We start from the raw sequence: 16,666 nt of genomic DNA, 5'->3' as shown, positions 1-16,666 counted from the left end.
GGAACTAGACTATGGAAATTATTCTTAAAGCCAATGTTCCCCACTTGGGCAAGATGCTCGACGTCGTGAAGGTTAAGGACGGCTATGCCCGTAACTACCTCTTCCCGCGTAAGCTCGCTGTTCGTGCTACCAAGGAAGCCAAGGCCCAGATCGAAAGCAACCGCGCCGCTCTCGAAGCCCAGTTCCAGAAGGAACTCGCTGCAGCCGGCGATGTCGCTGCCAAGCTTTCCCAGGTTTCTGTCAACCTCGAACGCCGCGTTGTGGAAGGCGAACGTCTCTACGGTTCTGTGACCGCTGGTGACATTGCCGAAGCCATTACCAAGGCTGGCGTCAAGGTTAGCCGTGCCCAGATCGATCTTGCCGAACCCATCAAGCAGCTCGGTGTCTACACCGTCACTGTCAAGGTGTTCAGCGATGTCGAAGCACAGGTCAAGGTTTGGGTGGTTGCAGAGAAGGCTTAAGCCGGCTCCGTTAACACCGAAAGCTTTGGAACCGCTCCCTTTGGGGGCGGTTTTTTGCGTTTTACCGGTCGACGATGTAGTGGAATCCGTAAAGGGCCTTGCTCGTGGAATCGGCGTGCCCCCTGAAAAATACGAGCGTCCGTTTTTTGTCGATGGGCTTGCAGTTCAGCGGTCGTAGCGGGAATGTCTCGTTCAGGGAATCGGCGTATTCACCCGTGAAACGGTAGATGGCGGCCTCGTCGCTGTCCAGGTCCTTTACGCAGACGCCCGGATGCTCCCGGAGTACCCTTTCTGACTTTGCCCTGACGACGTTGTAGGCGAAGAACGTGTCGTTGGACTTGCGGTAGGTAATGAAGGCGCTGTTCGCGGAACTGTACAGGTTCATGACGAGCGTCATGAATATCCCGGCAACGGCCATGGTCACGACGAGCTCGATGAGCGTGAATCCTCTTTTTCTCTGCGGGGAAACTTTAGTCATGGAAGTCTCCGTAGATGCAGTAGTGCAGCGCCCTGGTGGAATCTTTCTTGTTGTGTACCGAAACCGCCTTGTAGCACAGCTCGTCTTCGTCTTTCGTCACGGTTATGGCCGTTTCCCAGTGGCCGCCGTTGGCATCGGTATGCAGCAATGTCGTGTCGGCCTCGAACTTGTCCAGTATGGCGACCGTCGAAAGCTCGTGGCCGTAGCAGTCTGTCCATGCCTTCTGCGTGGTCGGGCTCTTGTAGAGGAAACCGCAAAGGAACACCCCGGTCGTCGAGAGGATGCCCAGGCTGACGAGGATCTCCATGAGGGTGCTGCCTTTCTTGGCGAGGCTAGATCTTTTCATAGCTGGCCTCCCCGCCCAAATAGATGATATGCGGCACGAAGGTGTGGATTGCCGTGTCGCCGATAATTTGCCCGCCCCTGAGGAATCCGCGCCAGAGTGTTTCGCCCTCGTAGAACCCGAAATGCATGGCGATGGCGCGCCCGGTCAGCTTGCCGCGGAAATCCGTAATGCCGAAACTGATCAGCGCCCCGCGGAGTTCCACGTCTTCGGCGATGTTTACGGGGATGCCGCGGAATGTCTCGCTCCAGTTGTGCCCGATAAAGAGAACCGCGACGTCGGAAGCCTTCAGCTTGTTGATGTTCAGCGCCCCGGCGTAGTCGACTTCGCCGGTCTTGCGGCCCTGCACGATCAGGCGCAGGTTCTTTTCTTGTTTGCGTTCGAGCGATACCTGGAGTGTTTCCTGCGCAAAGAAAGTCCCCGATACCATTACGGTATCTTTCATCAGGATGTTCCTGCTGCGGATGTCGGCGTTCTCCAAGGTGGCCCGTCCGCGGAGCGTTACCTTGTCTGCGTCAATCCGGCAAGATAAGCAGCGGCTGTCGCCCTGCATGACAACTGTCTTGCAACGCACGGGCGTGCCGTTGCCGACCATGTCGGTGCCGTCGAAAATGCACAGGTCGTTCGTGAATTCGGTCGTGAACTGGTCCATGCCTAGTTCGGGATACACGGACAGCGTATCGAAATAGGGAAGGTTCTCTCCGACATAGACGGTATCGAAAAAGGCGTCTCTTTCTGCGTGCATCTTGTAGTGCGTGCTGTAGCTGATGCTGCCGGTTCTTACGGCCGTGCCGCCTTCGATCCTGGCGTTGCCTGCCAGGCTTATGTTGGCCTGCGGCGTAAGCATCACGAGTGCCGGGGAAGACGGAATGTTGAATCCGGTACGTGCAGAGAATGTTCGTGAAGAATCGTGGTTGTATACCGTGAGTTTGGCGAACGCCCCGTCCTGCTCTTGCGTAAGCGAGAAACGGATTTTGCCGTTTGCGGAGGCGTGTGCGAGGCTGTCGGTAAGCCAGGGCCTCCCGTTGTGCTGCATACGGTGGAAGGCGTAATTTACGCCGCTTTCAAGCTCGAGCGAAGCCTGGATGGATCCGTACCTGCGGGCCGCCTCGATGCGCTCGTTCCTGACCATGCCGTACAGCGAAAAGGACAGTAGGCCGATGACGACGAGCATCACGACGGTGAAGGGTAAAGTGTATCCGGATTTTGCCTGATTGCGCATTGCCCTATATCGTTGCTTCTGCGGCGATCTCGGATTCGCTGGTAAGCCCGGCAGCAACCTTTTCTGCACCGTCCATGGCCAGGGTCTTCATGCCCTCGCTTATGGCGCACGATTTCAGTTCGGCGATGGAGGCTCTCTTGTGGACCAGCTCGCGGATGTTTTCCGTCACGGTCATCATTTCGAAAATGCCGACACGTCCCTTGTAGCCGCTCCCGCCGCAGGTCAGGCAGTTCGGGTCCTTGCCGTGGCACTTGGAACAAATCTTGCGGACGAGCCGCTGGGCCATGATGAAGTTTACCGCCGATGCGACGAGGAACGGCTCGATGCCCATGTCGACAAGGCGTACGATGGCGGAGGGGGCGTCGTTCGTGTGGAGCGTGCTGAAAACCAGGTGACCCGTGAGGGCCGCTCGTATGGCCAGTTCCGCGGTTTCGCTGTCGCGGATTTCGCCAACCATGATCACGTCGGGATCCTGTCGGAGCAGGGTGCGCAGGGCTGCGGCGAAGGTGAGGTCTATCTTCGGATTGACCGCCGTTTGCGTAATGCCGTCCAGCTTGTATTCGATAGGTTCTTCGATTGTGGAAATGTTGAGCTCGGTGCTGCGGATCATCTGCAGCAGGGTGTAGAGCGTTGTCGTCTTGCCGCTGCCCGTGGGGCCGGTAATCAGGAACATCCCGTAGGGCTTGTGGATTTCTTTTTCGCACAGGCCGATCTGCGTGGGGGTCATGCCCAGGGAATCGAGGCGGTGGATGATCTGGCCCTTGTCGAGAAGGCGCAATACGAATTTTTGTCCGTAGTCGGTCGGGAGGGCCGATACGCGGATGTCCACGTTCTTGCTGCCGTCGTCGAAATGGATGCGGCCGTCTTGCGGGCGCCTCTTTTCGGCGATATCCATGCTCGCCATGATCTTGAGGCGCGAAAGCACCTCCGAGATGGAACGCAACGGCAGCTTGCGCGCGATTTTCAGCACGCCGTCCTTGCGGAAACGCACCAGGAAGGTCTTTTCGCCCGGCTCGAAATGGATGTCGGAAACTCCGGTGTGCATCGCCTCGGAAATGATGTCGTTCACGAGCCTGATGGTGGGGGAGCTGGTCTTTTTGTCTGCGGAGTTCGTCCCGTAGGCGGGCATCGCCCTTTCGGCAAAGGTCCCGATCCATTGGATAATCTTGTCTTCGTCGGCCTGTATGGGCTTGATGTAGGTCCCTGCGGCAACCTGCAGGTCGCTGATCAGGTCAAAGTCGTTGATATCGGCCAGTGCGACCGTAAGCGTCTTGGTCTCTTCGTTGTAGTCGACGGGCATCGCCGAAAAACGCTGCATGAGTTCTTGTGGCAAGAACCGCAGGGCGGTTTGCGGGGGAGGTGCTTTGAGCTCGAAGGGCATGGCGGAGGGCTACTTTGTGGAATCGGCCTTGGCCGTGTCGACCGGGACAAGGCGGATGGCGATGGACCGCAGGATGACCTTCAGCGAGGTGTCCGAGTTTGCGATGACGTCGACGGTGTCCTTGGGAAAATAGCCGCTCTTGGTGACGACAATCTGGTTCACGTAGCTTTCTTCGCTCGGAAATATGACCGTACCGCTGGAGTTGGTCTTGAGCGACTGGGAGGCCTGGACCTCGTTTGTGAGTTCCACTTTTGCACTTTCGACGGACTTTCCGGAAGTGGAGTCGGTAACAATGACCGTATAGCGTACAGGAATACGGGAATCGGCATCGTCGTCTTGGAGACAGGCGGTAAAGAGGAGCGCCAAGGCAGAAAGGATAAGAATAAGGCGAATGCTGTTCATCTGTTTATAATGATAACGTTGTTAGACTTGGGTGCAAATATACACTTTTGCGGGGTGGGGCGTCAAGTAGAATATAATAGAAAAGGGAAACTCTTGCCATAAGGCTTGAGTTTCCCTTTTTAATCAAAATATTTTTTTCTTACGGCTTCAGCAAAAGCAATGGAATATATGGCTGGTAGGTATTCCTGTATCTTCCGCTAAAAGCAGAACCATCCATTCTATAAGCCGTGTATGCAGTTAGGCTTGTTGTACCACCGATAATTGCAATTAGGGCTCCTTCATTGTCCTTGTCATACGTTTTTCCGTTTAGGAGTTGATATTCCCACTTTCCATTAAGATGGATTGCGATGAGAATAGCATCTGTTTCATACGGAAGTGCGCAATCGTTGTGCAAAGCATCGCACATGTCATACTTGACATTCTTGGCAGGAACGACAACTTTGCGAGTGACGTTTCCGTCCGTCGACATAAAGCACTGCGTTTCTGTAGGGCAGTCGGAAGTGTACTTGCTAAATGCCGAACCCATCACGTTATATTGCATAACATAAGTGGTTGCCAACGGGTCGTGCAAGCCATATTCATAATTGGTGAGATTATTGAGTTCGGCTTTAGGATCACAAACGCCCGGCGCAACGGAGCCGTTCTGATGTATGCAAGATCCATTCATGACAACAAGATTTTCTTCATGAATTTTCGATGGAGAAGAAGCAAACAGTTCTACACCGTAGGTATCGGCAATCGAATTCCAGCCTGCTATCGGGGAATTCGCCAACCAAACCATTCCAGTCTTATTCGGCTGGTCGATAACCCAGAGGCTGCCGCCAAAGTAGAGGATAGTTCTGTCGTCTTCAATACTGCCCTTGCTATACGGAAGGGTTGCCGTGTAGGCAATGGCACCATATCCATTTTTAGTAGAATTGCTGATGGTCGGATCGTAAGTAGGAATATCTACAAGTTTGTCAACTTTTTTTACGGCCTTTCCGCCTTCTAGTCTGAAATTGTAGATGTTGCCTCCGGACATGGCGTCGATTGTTGAACCGTCGATAAACGAGAAGATTGCTTTATAAACATATCCAGCATCTTCTTTCATAAAGGCGTTGTAACGGCTTTTTATGTCACTGTATTCCATCGATCTATTGTCGCTCTGCGCATCAATGTCTACAATATTTTCGACGATGGCTTTCTGAGCGGCGTCTGTCAAATCGACCCCATCCTTAAGCGGGGCTAACACATTGTGATAAATAAACCTATGGAAATTAACTGTTGGACGTTGTCCAAAGCCGGCATAGCCCCTGTCTTGGATAATCGGACCATCTTTTGAACTCGTGAGTGTGATAGAAAGATTATCTTGCTGATCATGAGCTTGCCCCAACGTAAACTGGTTACCGGATTCACCGATTAAGGACAAGGATGTGATTTCACCTGTAGAGGGATTCTTGACGGAGATGACTCCAACGCCATCTTCAAAATATGTCCACAGATAAGGATCTCTTCCCATCCTGTCTTGCAAATTCGCCAAAGAGCATTCATTGGTATTGCAAGTGAAATTCGGAACACCGAACGGAACAAGAGTGGTAATCTTATTGTTGTCCATTCCGTAATTCTGGTGCATTGCTAAATACTTTGTGTCGTTTTTCAGCTTAGCCCAAGGCCGGTAATCAGGTTTATATGTAACTCCATCATCAATTTCAACAGGAATATTTCCCAATGCGCCAACAGGGCGAGACGTATTGAACATGTGGTCTGCGCTTTGCATGAAATTATGGGAAAGATTCAGTGTCCAGGATTTTGATGCGTACGCATCCTTCATTGCTGCAAAGATGTATGTCGCTTCATCCCAAATGTATTGAGAATACCCGGCACCTTCGGAATATCCACCATTGAATCCATAATTTATGTCAAAGGCATGATTCAACTTAGCCAACATTTCTTGGGTCCCATAGTGGACGAATTCGTACAGGGCCAAACTGACATAAGCCTTGGTAGAAATGTTGTTGTTCATCATCAAGGGTGCAATCAACGAAAGCCATTCTCTCGAACCATCGTAGACATTTTTAAGCATCAATGCAGAGTATGGACGGAAGTTGTTCTTGTCAACCCATGCCAAGAGAGAAGCTCGGGTCATGGCTTCACTAACAGCAATGAGTTTTTTCTCATGGGAGGTGAGCATGGCTTTTGCTTTGAGAGCCGCTGTTCCACAATCGTAAGTATTGCCGATAACATCTATGTTTTCCAGGGAGAACATATTGAATAAATCTTTGCAAGCCCCTCGGAAGTTTAAATCCCTAATCTTATCGGCCATTTGGCTTCTTGTCGTTAGGAAGGGGAATAAACCTTTTTCAAGATGTCCGCATGCTTGGAGTCCGTCAACAAACGAAGAAGCATCGTTCAAAAAACCCGGATCGGTGTTGAACAGTAGAGATAGAGGATATTTTACATCGTTGTTAGAAGCGTCCTTACGGTAATGGTCGGTGACGGTTCCGGAAAGAGTCTTGCTATCATATTCAAACTTGAAACGTGTAGTACCTATGTTGGCTTGAGTTAAAAGGATGTCTGCTAGGTAAATATCGTAGTTGTACTTAGTTATTCTCCATTTTAAGCATGAAATCCTGTCATCCGCATCTGCAATATCTTTGCAAGTTTGATCATCGTCAATAACTTTCTCTATATTTTCGTTACTTAAAATGATGTTAATGCTATTTTCATCTGTTCCTACAAAGTCTAGGTTGCGGTAAGCTTCCAATTTGTTTTGAAGTCCTGCATCCCAATTCTGGAAGTTGACAAAACCATCAGGAAGGTCCCAACCGCTATTAGTCTTTATAAATGTTTCTACAAGATAAGTTGCTGCGTCGGTGAATTTTTCTGCTATTTTTTCTGATGCGCTTTCCCAATCAAAGCATATAATGTCGGTAAGAACTTCGCGTATCCATTCATAGGTGTTGATAATTCCGTCAATTGCGGAACCAACTGCATCAGCCAAGTAATTTGCAAGTTTGTCGACATACTTGCGGACACCAGGAATAACATTCAGTACGCCGGCGCCAATTTTTACCGTGTACTTCACGATTGTCTTGCATGCTTTTTTTAGCCAACCGAAGCAGAAATGGTCAACGGTAAAATAGGCATAACCGTCAACAATGCTGTCAACAGGAACTTTTACCCAGGTGTTTTCTTCTTCAATGAAATGTTCAAACCAAAGAGTATCTTCTTCGGAATCGTAATCCATGTCCAAGGGAAGCGCCATAGTGACTCGCTTGCCCGGTTTTAGGTTCGCGGAGATGTCATATAACGTGCCCGAGAAAGACATACCGATTTCGTCAGCGGGACCATTGGGGTTAAATGCGTATTTCTTGACGGTAGGTGCTTTACCGTCGGTAAATGCATTTTTGTCAAAATTAATTTTTAAAGATTTGTGTGTGTAAGGTGTTTTTTCGAAGCTGTATTCGACAGAGACGGAATCTCCATTGTTTTTTATTTGGTCTGCAATGTCGGTCACTTCGGGAACGTCTACGATGGCTTGCCATTTAATCTTTACCTTACGATAGGTGTCGAAAGATAATTCGAATGGAAGAATTTCCTTGTATCTTGGAGCCAAAGAAATGATGGTTGTATCACCATTGACCTTGTATTTTTTATCGCCAAAATACATGTAGCCATCCAAAGATTTCTTGTCCAAAGGCACAATGGTGAACTTGATGACATTGAAGTCTCCAGAAGGCATATTTGTTATTTTCAATGGCTTGGATACACCTTCAAATACATAGCTTGCATTCTGGTTGCCAATGTCATTGTAGTTCTTAAATTTTTCACTAACAAGTATTTTTATAAGATTTTTGACTTCTTCAGCTTCAGGAGTGTCCTCGCTCTTTACGCACGTAGCCTCGGGAGCTCCTGTTCCCAGCCACCACTGAATCGGCAAATCGGCGCTAGGACCAAAATACGTCATCCGGATTGAACTGGAGTAGCGGAAATCAAATTGTGTATAGAAACCGCTGAGGTCATAACCGCAGTCATTAACGAAGAAACCTCCGGTTAATTCGGCGAAAGGACCGGCGTTAACGCCCATAAAAACACGAGTATATCCCCAGTTGTAGTCGGGGAAGCCGACCAATTCAACGTCGTCACCGTCGTTCAAAGACAGAACGGTCCGTACGTTCATAGCGATTTGATGTGTCGCTGCCATCAGTAACTGCGGCACGAGCATCGCTATTGCTAAGTATTTTGATAAATATCGTACCATTTTTTACCAACTTTTTTGAAGTAAATAGCCTTATCTTTAATTAGTTCTGGCTGAAAATGGTGAACGACTGGATGGGGCAGTGCATGTAGGCGGGGGTGCCGTCATTGTTGCGGTTGATGCCGCAATTCTTGTTGTTAAGGTAGTCGGCGTTGATAATGTTCGTTACGGCCGGGTTTACATAAATGATGTGCAGGGGGGCGCGAGTTGCGAAAGCGTTCTGTGCCAATGCCATGATGGGGTTATATTCAGGAACGGTGTTTGTTACATAGAGGCGGAGGCCGAAAGATTCGCCATTGTATGTTACAGTTTGGTAAGTGTCGATCATGAAGCGAGAGCCGTTGACGATAAGAGTGTAGTTCGTCAGGTTGTCGATGGTGCAAGATTTCATAGGCATGCCGACACTTCCGTCGCTGTTATTTTCATTGCAGACGTTGGAAAAGGGTTCCGCAAAGGAAGCGATAGAGGCTACCATGAGAATTGCAAGCGTTTTAAAGAAAGTTTTCATTTTTTTATCCTTTTTTTTGGTGTTTTTGCTCGGGGTGAGGTTGAGAATGTGCTGAAATGCTGTTTTAGCGATCTTTTCAATTAGATTCCTAAGCCCCGATAAACTTGTCTCTAATTGAAAAATTTCAATACAATTGGCGGTAAATTTAAGAAAACCTTGTTAGAAATTATCTAAATGCACTTGTTATTTTTTACTTATTTTGTACTAAGTAAATTTGTGTGTGAAATGAATAACAAATAAATGAATTTGTCTATTGTGGATAAGTGTTTGAAACAAATTTGTTAGTTTGTTGTGTGACAATGAAATACGGTTTTTGTTTTCTTACTTTGTAAAGAAAAAGTAAGAACAAGTGATTTTGTATTGGAGTGGAACTGAATCTTACAAAATGATTATTTGTTGAGGATTTATTGTAAAAATATGTCAACATGGGAGTTTGCATATGATTCCAACGGAGTTTTAGTAGTGGACTGGTACGATTTTACATAAGTGGGGAAAAGTATTATCATATTCATTGCGTAGCCCTAGAAAGGGGAACACAATGGCAAGTGGAATACTGGACTATGCAGGAGTTTAATAAGAGGGGCGCCCCGGCGGCCTTTTTCTGTGCGATTTCGGGGGGGGGGGCTGGTCGAGGACAAATATTTGCAAGATGACAGCTACGGAAATTTTTGAATATGAATATGCGTTTTTAGCGGAAATTTGACAAATTTTGATAAAGGACATACAAAGTACGGACTTGATGCCGATGCCAACCTGATTTCTGCTATATTGGGTAGTATGCAGAACATCCGCGAGAAAGATATTGAGGCCGCATATGTCCTTATCGACAATGCGACCGAGCCGACACTTGACCAGGTGAATAAGGGTAGCGTCGCCGATGTGAAGCATACCATGTACTTCGCCTACGACGACCAGGGCCGCATTGTCGCCCAGCGCCGTGCCGGGAATGTCGGCAAATCTGCCGGCGGCGAATATACCTACGAAGCCGGATCGAATAAGCTCAAGTCTGTTACAAATGGTATGGGCGGCACTGCTGACTCTCGTAATATGACTGATGCAAATAATTTTGACTACGATGCGGACGGCAACCTGATTGAGGACAAGTCCAAGAACCTTACAATTTCCTATGATTGGAGAGGTATGCCCGTTGAATTTGTCCGTGAAACTTGCACTGCGTATGGTCACTACACCGTATGCGACTCCACGAAGCTTGTCATGGCCTACGACGGCTCTGGCCGCCGTATCTCGAAGACGCGCATGAAGAAGACAGCGTTTGACGGTCCTTGGTATGCCACACTTGTGACGCACTACACGGGCATCGGTACCGAGGTTCGTGAGAATATGCCTGGCGGAACGCTGAAGGACGTGAGGGTCGTCGTGAACATGCCGCAGGGCCTTGGACGCTACATGCCGGAGGACGCTTCCGCTGTCGACATCGGGTTCGGTGCGGGCTACATCCCCTCTGAAAAGTTCGAATGGTACCTGAAGAACCACCTGGGCTCCACGATGCTCGTCTATGGCACGCAGGGCTACTCCTGGACGGATGTCGCCGATGTGGGTGTGCCGGTTGCCGCTTATGACTACCGTGCCTTTGGTGAACAGGTCAGCCTCGCAGAACCCGCCGAGAAGGTGACGGAGAATTTCACCGGGAAGGAACTGGATGATGAAATCGAATTGGATTATTTCGGTGCCCGTTATCTCGATCCAATGCTCGGATTGTGGATAAGCGTTGACCCAGCAAGGTTTTTCTCCAGTTCGTATGTATATATGGGGAATTATTACAATCCAATAAAATCTATTGATGAAGATGGTTTGGATCCAGAGGATGGATTCAATAATATGGACGCAGCTGTTTTAGATGCTGGATATTTTTATCAAGATCAAGCAAGCTCAGATAATGCTGAATATGCAGGCCTAATATACGAATTGGACGGCTTGTTTTACTCGACATATGGAATGAAAGGGACTGAAAATACATCGTATCCATATGACGCGGAAAGTCAGGTTCCTGAGGGAGCGACAGTTGTTGCTAATTGGCATAATCATGGTCGACATTTGGAAAGCTATGGTTCCGGGAATTATGAAATGTCTGATGATGATTATCAAAACTACAAAGATCATATGATTTATATGATTCCTGCAAAAAAGGCTGAATCAAGTGGACTTGGACGTCCTGTAAAAAAATACGATCCGGTATCGGGCACTGAGAGCTCTATTGGATATGTAGATAAATTTAGTGTGAGAAATTATGTAAATTCATCTAGAAAAGTTGATAATCACAATAGAGCCGAACGTTAAATGATAATGCAAAAAAAAATATTTTTCTTTTTACCATTATTTTTCATGCTGCTCGCATGTGAAAACGAAAGTGATTGTAATTATGAAAAAATCGCAATCGAATATTTAAAAAAAAGAGGCTATTCTGATTTTATTCGATTGAATGATATGATTCCGGAAATTCAATTTGTAGCACAAAGGCGAATAAATGATATTGATAATTCTGACATTGTAAATTCATTTGATCGTTCTGAGTTTTATGAATGCTCGCAAAATCAGTTGTGTTACAATACGTTTATAGATGGAAATCGTGTGAAAAGCCTTTATTTTTCAGCAACATTAAAAAAGAGTGGCAAAGGAAAAAGATTTTCAGTGGGTGTTTTTATTGATACGGTTTATTTAAATCCTATTGGTATTATTAATGGCGCGCCACGTCAAGCTTTATCTATATCAAAATATGACAATAGCGAGTATTCAACAAAAAAGGAAATTAGCGACAGCAACCGGTTGGCTTTTAACGATTCCTTACGTAAGGTGGATGATTTAAAAATAAATGAAATAAAGAAAGACCTGAAGAAAGCAACAACCATATGTGAGAGAGGTTTGTGCTCACACACAAACTTGGACGATGTTTTTTATAAAGATTACATCCATCATATTGCACTATTGTCTCTTATTCAGGATTATTTCATTTCTGAAATAAAACATCAAAAAGATTTTGTTAACTTTGAAAGAAAAGATAATGTAATATATATGTATTTTGATAATAAAAAGATTTGCATGACTCCTTTTCAAATAAAGGAATGTGATTGATTTGAATTACGAAAAAAAGTGAAAAGGCTCTGGTGTGATTTCATTAACAAGTTGATGGATACACATTCCTTTTTTGCCACTGCAAAGGCCGCTTCAGCGGCCTTTTTCATGTGATTCCAACTGATTCTTCGTATCACTTGACAAGTAAAAAAGCATATATTTTAACCAAATACGGGCTTAATGCCGATGCTTCCTTGATTTCTGCTATATTAAATAGCATGCAGAATATCCGCGAGAAAGATGTCGGTGCGACATTCGCTTACGATGCCGACGGCAAACTTGCCGTTGCCAAGATGGCGAGCTACGACCGCATTGGCCGCAAGACCCGCCAGTGGGTAATCTACACGATGCCCGGCATGCCTGCAGTGGAACTGTCCTATGAGTATAATCAGTCAGATGAACTCATTCATTCTACCTTCGGTGAATGGGATGCGAGTGCATCTGCTTTCGTACCTCGCGCTGGGCGCTATCGTAACTACGACGCCGCCGGCCGTCTACTGAAAATCGAGGATGAAAACCACAAGAATATCGCGACCTACGTGTACACGAAAAATGGCAATGTAAAGAGTAAGAGCTACTATGACAAGGGCGTGCTTGTTTACAAGAAGACTATAATCCGTGATGTACACGATCGTCCGAAGAAAATTGTCTATGAAGACGACAGCAAGTTGCTTTTCCAGGATACAATAGATTACGTAACACCGCTTGCTGGTCGCATTTTCAAGGTTGAACATACTTGGAAAGGATTGCCTGGACGTGGTGACGTAGTTCGCTCCGTAAACTACAAGTACGATGCCGATGGTCGCTTGATAAAGGCGAATGGTGCGCTTTCGGGTGAATATGCTTATGAAGGTCCCTATGGTCAGATGACTCGCAAGAAAGAAGGCGATACAACGGTCAACTATACCTATTCCAATCGTGACAAGTATCGTCCCTCGGGTTTCAATGTAAATGGGTCTTCGCCATCCGGTACTGAAGAATACTTCCTTTATGATGCGGCTGGCAATGCTTGGCTTGATCGCCATGTGAACGTCGCCTACCGCCTGAACTCTGCAGGGCTTCCGGAGGCTGCATATGCCCTTTCTGCTACGGCGGCCGAGCCGACGCTTGACCAGGTGAATTCGGGCAATGTTGCTGATGTGAGTCAGACCATGTACATGGCGTACGACGAGGGCGGTCAACGCATATGGACGGCTTTCCGTGGTGCCGGCGTTGATGAAGAGTTCGCGACGATGCCCGGTGTAGGCAAGTACTATGCGCAGCACGTGAGCAACGATGTAGGCTTTACATTGACCCAGATGGATCTTGTTGCGGGCGGGTTCCGTGATATGAACAGTGGTATTGCTTACTATCCGGTGACGGACATGCAGGGTAACGTGCGCGCCTACGCGAGCACAGGTGGGCTCAATGGCGCAATCGACTACTATGCTTATGGAACTTCTAGCGAAATTGTGCACGGCAATGTCGAGGACAACAAACGCTGGCAGGGCAAGGAAGAAGACGGGTCCATCCGCAAACTGTATTTCGGGAGCCGCTACTTCGACCCGTTCTTCGGCATGTGGTTGACTCCGGACCCCGCCGGGGACAATTTGCCAACCCGTACACGTACGGCGGCGATCCGGTAAACTATGTCGATCCGAACGGGGAATTTGTGCATGTCCTTGTTGGTGCTGTAGTTGGCGCTGTGGTGGGGACTGTTAATGGAGCCATTCAATGTACTGCACCGGGTTCAAACTCTCGTTGTGGCGCTTCGGTAAGCATAGGCTTTTTCGGTGGTGCAGCCGTGGGTGCGGCTGCCGCTGCGACCGGTGGAGCAGCAACAGGGCTTGCGGGCCTCGGTTTGCAATCTGCAGCAGCAGGAGCGGTTGTTGGCGGAGCCGTTGGTGGGGCTGTTGGTTCGGCAGGACAATACGCCACTAATTACGCTCAACAAAAAGTATCGGGACTTGATCCTAAGTGGGATAGCAGTGAATTTTGGACGGGTGTAGGTATAGGGGCAGGATTGGGGGCTCTTACCGCTGGTTTACAATATGGTTTAGTTGATCGATATGCTTTAGAGGTTGATAGAACTGTTGCTGAATGGGGTAATCGTCTAGATATGCTTGATCGAGCAGCAAAAGCTGTTGGGTCTTCTGGAAATTATGATGTTGCAATGGGCGGATGGTTTGCTAATACTCAGTCGGGAACAACAGACTACAATCCGGTGACAGATGGAACTACTTTAGGACAGTCTAATTATGATCCCACATTGAATAAGGTGACCCTTTATAATGACGACTTTATGGTAAAAGTTGGGAATGAAATGAAATTTGACCCTGATAGGTTCTTGTATGCTGCCAAACACGAAACCATGCATTATGAACTCACAGAAAAGGCTATAGCAATGTCGACTACGCCAGATTTGGAGAGAAATCTTGATAAAGGTGCTTTTATGAATAAATATGGCATGCCTCAAGAAACTATCACAAAGGATATTTCTAATTATAGATATGGTAGATATTGGAGCCCTGAATTGAAAAATACTATTAATAATAGCCTTGATGAACAGTGGCAGTATATTAGACAAAATAGCCTTCAAAAGAATACAGATCAGTTTAGGGCCTTACTTGGTTATGAGGTTGTTAACGAATATTGATTTGGGGTTCAGGTTGCTTATAAAAAAGTTGGTGATTATTGCTGCTTGTCTAGTTCTGTGTGCCTGTTTTATGGCTACACAGAGAGCTCCATCGGAGGAAGTCTGTTGGGGCGAGTCTCGTATTGGATTCCCCTGTCGGTTAGATACAAGTGTTGTTCGCAGAATAATAGGAACCTCCGGGCGCAAGAACATCTGCGATGATCCGTCTTTTTGTGATACGAGTAACGATTCTTCATTTTATTTTGTTTCTAGAATAAATGACGATCAAAGATCTAGAGATTACTGTATCAACAAATGGAACCAGAAAAAAGAAAAGCAAGAAACAGATGCCTTGAACTTCGTTTATGTTTGGTATGACTATGTAGATTATGCGGTCTTGGATAGTTTTACCATTTGGGAAAAGCCTCAGACGGATATTGTCGTGACTAACCGCTGTTACAACATAAAAGAAGGGGTGCTCTTTAGATGAGATGTATACTGCTTTGCTCTGCAATCCTTCTGTGTTGTTGCCATAATGCGCACCATCAAAACCTGTCGTCACAGCCTCGCTTTGACCCTCCGCCGGGAACCATTGAGCTCAAAATGAAAAAAGTCAATGGCATTTACTATCCGGACTATATGAGTGAAGATGATGTTCTCAAGTACGCGGAAAAATTCAAAAAAGACGAAGGTGATTCTGCCCATTATCGCCTTGGGGCCATAGGTAATTGGAACTGCGTTTCTGCCAACGGCGTAACGTGCGATACCTTGCGGCTATATGTTGTGAAACTGGTTCCGTTTAAAGATGTGAACAAGATTATGACGGATTTGGGCGCAGATGCGTGGCGCATTGAACAACAAGCAGAATATTGCAAAATAGAAGGTGGTAAAATATTTTTCAATGGTGCTACAGAACGTGCTACGGCGTATTTTGGCCGTGTAAACGTTGAGCGCTCTTTGTCGGGTAAACGCTAGCCTTTTTGAAATAACGCAATTTATAATTGGGGAAAATGTGATAATACGCGTTTTTCTCCCCTTTTTTGTCTAAATTAGGTATATTTCTCTAAGCCCTTTTAGGAGAACAAAATGAAAATAAAATCCCTAATTTGTTGTCTGTCAATGATGTTTGCGCTGGTTGCCTGCGGAGAAGATTCTTCTTCCAGTCCCGATCAGGAGCAAACCGGCGAAACAACAGTTTCGAGTTCTTCGGAAAAGGGCGATGTTTCGTCGTCTGGAGCGGAATCGCCGGAAGTTTCTTCCAGCAGCTCGGCCGAAAATATCGTTTCCAGCGAATCGAAGGTGCTGCCTGCAAACTACGACCCCGAAACTGGCCTCTTGACTGACGAACGCGACGGCGACGTGTACAAAACGGCAAAAATCGGCGACCAGATCTGGATGGCCGAAAACATGAGAATTGTCGATTCTACGTATCTAGTGGGATGCGAAAGCAACTTTTCTGAAAACTGGAGCTATCCGCCAGATTCCACGTTGAAAAAATATGGGCGTTACTACTCGTGGATGACCGTCATGCAGCTTCCGTGCAAATTCAGGGATTCCCTGGCGTTTGCCGGTGTGCAGGATTCTGCATTCCACACGCAGGGGCTTTGCCCCAAGGGATGGCACGTGCCCACTATGGATGAGTGGCAGGTTCTTGTCCATCAGGGGCCCGTTTCCAAGCTGCTTTCTACGGAATGGGATTACAAGAGTCCCGATTACAAGGGAACCGACGAATACGGGTTCTCGATCCCCGTTCCAAACGAAAGAAACGAATCCATGTCGTGCTATTATACGGCAACCGAAAGGACATATAACAAGGCATATGCCATTTGTTTCGATACCATGCCCCAGAAGCCTGTCGTAAAAACGTATACGAACAAATCGGACTACGCTTCGCATTACCTGCGTTGCCTGATGGACTAGCCTCCGACCA

The 16,666-nt window shown here is 47.2% G+C and carries 14 protein-coding genes; 7 read left to right on the top strand and 7 right to left on the bottom strand.

Features of this window, described 5'->3' with window-relative positions; all coding sequences use genetic code 11:
* The first annotated feature begins 11 nt into the window (after positions 1-11).
* The gene (gene rplI, locus B3M32_RS06375; RefSeq protein WP_290744351.1) at positions 12-461 is read left to right on the top strand and encodes a 50S ribosomal protein L9; all 450 of its coding nucleotides are present in this window, start codon (positions 12-14) and stop codon (positions 459-461) included.
* A gap of 61 nt (positions 462-522) precedes the next feature.
* Here the strand turns inward: rplI and B3M32_RS06370 are convergent, their stop codons facing one another.
* The 7 genes from B3M32_RS06370 to B3M32_RS06340 form a co-directional block, all read right to left on the bottom strand.
* Entirely contained in the window at positions 523-939 is a 417-nt protein-coding gene (locus B3M32_RS06370; RefSeq protein ID WP_290744349.1) for a type II secretion system protein, read from the bottom strand.
* Positions 932-1,285 carry a hypothetical protein gene (locus B3M32_RS06365; protein WP_290744347.1) on the bottom strand — a complete coding sequence of 118 codons (354 nt, stop codon included), beginning with the start codon at positions 1,283-1,285 and terminating at the stop codon, positions 932-934. Before B3M32_RS06365 ends, B3M32_RS06370 begins: the two co-directional genes overlap by 8 nt.
* Positions 1,272-2,504, bottom strand: a complete 1,233-nt coding sequence (locus B3M32_RS06360; RefSeq protein ID WP_290744345.1) for a hypothetical protein — start codon at positions 2,502-2,504, stop codon at positions 1,272-1,274. Before B3M32_RS06360 ends, B3M32_RS06365 begins: the two co-directional genes overlap by 14 nt.
* A 4-nt stretch (positions 2,505-2,508) precedes the next feature.
* Entirely contained in the window at positions 2,509-3,885 is a 1,377-nt protein-coding gene (locus B3M32_RS06355; protein ID WP_290744343.1) for a GspE/PulE family protein, read from the bottom strand.
* 9 nt (positions 3,886-3,894) lie between these two features.
* On the bottom strand, positions 3,895-4,287 hold the full coding sequence (locus tag B3M32_RS06350; RefSeq protein ID WP_290744341.1) for a hypothetical protein: 393 nt from the start codon (positions 4,285-4,287) through the stop codon (positions 3,895-3,897).
* Between the two features lie 139 nt (positions 4,288-4,426).
* A complete protein-coding gene (locus B3M32_RS06345; protein ID WP_290744339.1) occupies positions 4,427-8,470 on the bottom strand; it encodes a hypothetical protein in 4,044 nt (1,347 codons plus the stop codon).
* Positions 8,471-8,567: 97 nt separating this feature from the next.
* Complete coding sequence (locus tag B3M32_RS06340; protein WP_290744337.1) at positions 8,568-9,032, bottom strand: hypothetical protein; 465 nt, start codon at positions 9,030-9,032, stop codon at positions 8,568-8,570.
* A 777-nt stretch (positions 9,033-9,809) separates the two neighbouring features.
* On the opposite strand from B3M32_RS06340, the gene B3M32_RS06335 reads away from it, so the two are divergent.
* From B3M32_RS06335 to B3M32_RS06310, 6 genes are all read left to right on the top strand, one after another.
* Positions 9,810-11,330 carry an RHS repeat-associated core domain-containing protein gene (locus B3M32_RS06335; RefSeq protein ID WP_290744335.1) on the top strand — a complete coding sequence of 507 codons (1,521 nt, stop codon included), beginning with the start codon at positions 9,810-9,812 and terminating at the stop codon, positions 11,328-11,330.
* 6 nt (positions 11,331-11,336) lie between these two features.
* Complete coding sequence (locus B3M32_RS06330; RefSeq protein WP_290744333.1) at positions 11,337-12,122, top strand: hypothetical protein; 786 nt, start codon at positions 11,337-11,339, stop codon at positions 12,120-12,122.
* A gap of 218 nt (positions 12,123-12,340) precedes the next feature.
* Positions 12,341-13,747 (top strand): hypothetical protein, encoded by a 1,407-nt coding sequence (locus B3M32_RS06325; protein ID WP_290744331.1) that lies wholly within the window; start codon positions 12,341-12,343, stop codon positions 13,745-13,747.
* 26 nt (positions 13,748-13,773) lie between these two features.
* Complete coding sequence (locus B3M32_RS06320) at positions 13,774-14,757, top strand: hypothetical protein (protein ID WP_290744329.1); 984 nt, start codon at positions 13,774-13,776, stop codon at positions 14,755-14,757.
* A gap of 582 nt (positions 14,758-15,339) precedes the next feature.
* Complete coding sequence (locus tag B3M32_RS06315) at positions 15,340-15,711, top strand: hypothetical protein (protein WP_290744327.1); 372 nt, start codon at positions 15,340-15,342, stop codon at positions 15,709-15,711.
* A 144-nt stretch (positions 15,712-15,855) separates the two neighbouring features.
* Positions 15,856-16,656, top strand: a complete 801-nt coding sequence (locus B3M32_RS06310) for an FISUMP domain-containing protein (protein WP_290744325.1) — start codon at positions 15,856-15,858, stop codon at positions 16,654-16,656.
* Positions 16,657-16,666 lie beyond the last annotated feature (10 nt).

The sequence above is a fragment of the Fibrobacter sp. UBA4309 genome (assembly GCF_002395745.1).
Classification (GTDB): Bacteria; Fibrobacterota; Fibrobacteria; order Fibrobacterales; family Fibrobacteraceae; genus Fibrobacter.
The sequence above is the reverse complement of the archived record's forward strand: the minus strand, read 5'-3'. Positions and strand labels throughout refer to the sequence as shown.

Coding starts and splice junctions, on each gene's coding strand:
- B3M32_RS06340 (WP_290744337.1), bottom strand. CDS start 9,032: ATGAAAACTTTCTTTAAAACGCTTGCAATTCTCATGGTAGCCTCTATC.
- B3M32_RS06315 (WP_290744327.1), top strand. CDS start 15,340: ATGAAAAAAGTCAATGGCATTTACTATCCGGACTATATGAGTGAAGAT.
- B3M32_RS06355 (WP_290744343.1), bottom strand. CDS start 3,885: ATGCCCTTCGAGCTCAAAGCACCTCCCCCGCAAACCGCCCTGCGGTTC.
- B3M32_RS06345 (WP_290744339.1), bottom strand. CDS start 8,470: ATGGCAGCGACACATCAAATCGCTATGAACGTACGGACCGTTCTGTCT.
- B3M32_RS06350 (WP_290744341.1), bottom strand. CDS start 4,287: ATGAACAGCATTCGCCTTATTCTTATCCTTTCTGCCTTGGCGCTCCTC.
- B3M32_RS06365 (WP_290744347.1), bottom strand. CDS start 1,285: ATGAAAAGATCTAGCCTCGCCAAGAAAGGCAGCACCCTCATGGAGATC.
- B3M32_RS06370 (WP_290744349.1), bottom strand. CDS start 939: ATGACTAAAGTTTCCCCGCAGAGAAAAAGAGGATTCACGCTCATCGAG.
- B3M32_RS06335 (WP_290744335.1), top strand. CDS start 9,810: ATGCAGAACATCCGCGAGAAAGATATTGAGGCCGCATATGTCCTTATC.
- B3M32_RS06310 (WP_290744325.1), top strand. CDS start 15,856: ATGATGTTTGCGCTGGTTGCCTGCGGAGAAGATTCTTCTTCCAGTCCC.
- B3M32_RS06330 (WP_290744333.1), top strand. CDS start 11,337: ATGCAAAAAAAAATATTTTTCTTTTTACCATTATTTTTCATGCTGCTC.
- B3M32_RS06325 (WP_290744331.1), top strand. CDS start 12,341: ATGCAGAATATCCGCGAGAAAGATGTCGGTGCGACATTCGCTTACGAT.
- B3M32_RS06360 (WP_290744345.1), bottom strand. CDS start 2,504: ATGCGCAATCAGGCAAAATCCGGATACACTTTACCCTTCACCGTCGTG.
- rplI (WP_290744351.1), top strand. CDS start 12: ATGGAAATTATTCTTAAAGCCAATGTTCCCCACTTGGGCAAGATGCTC.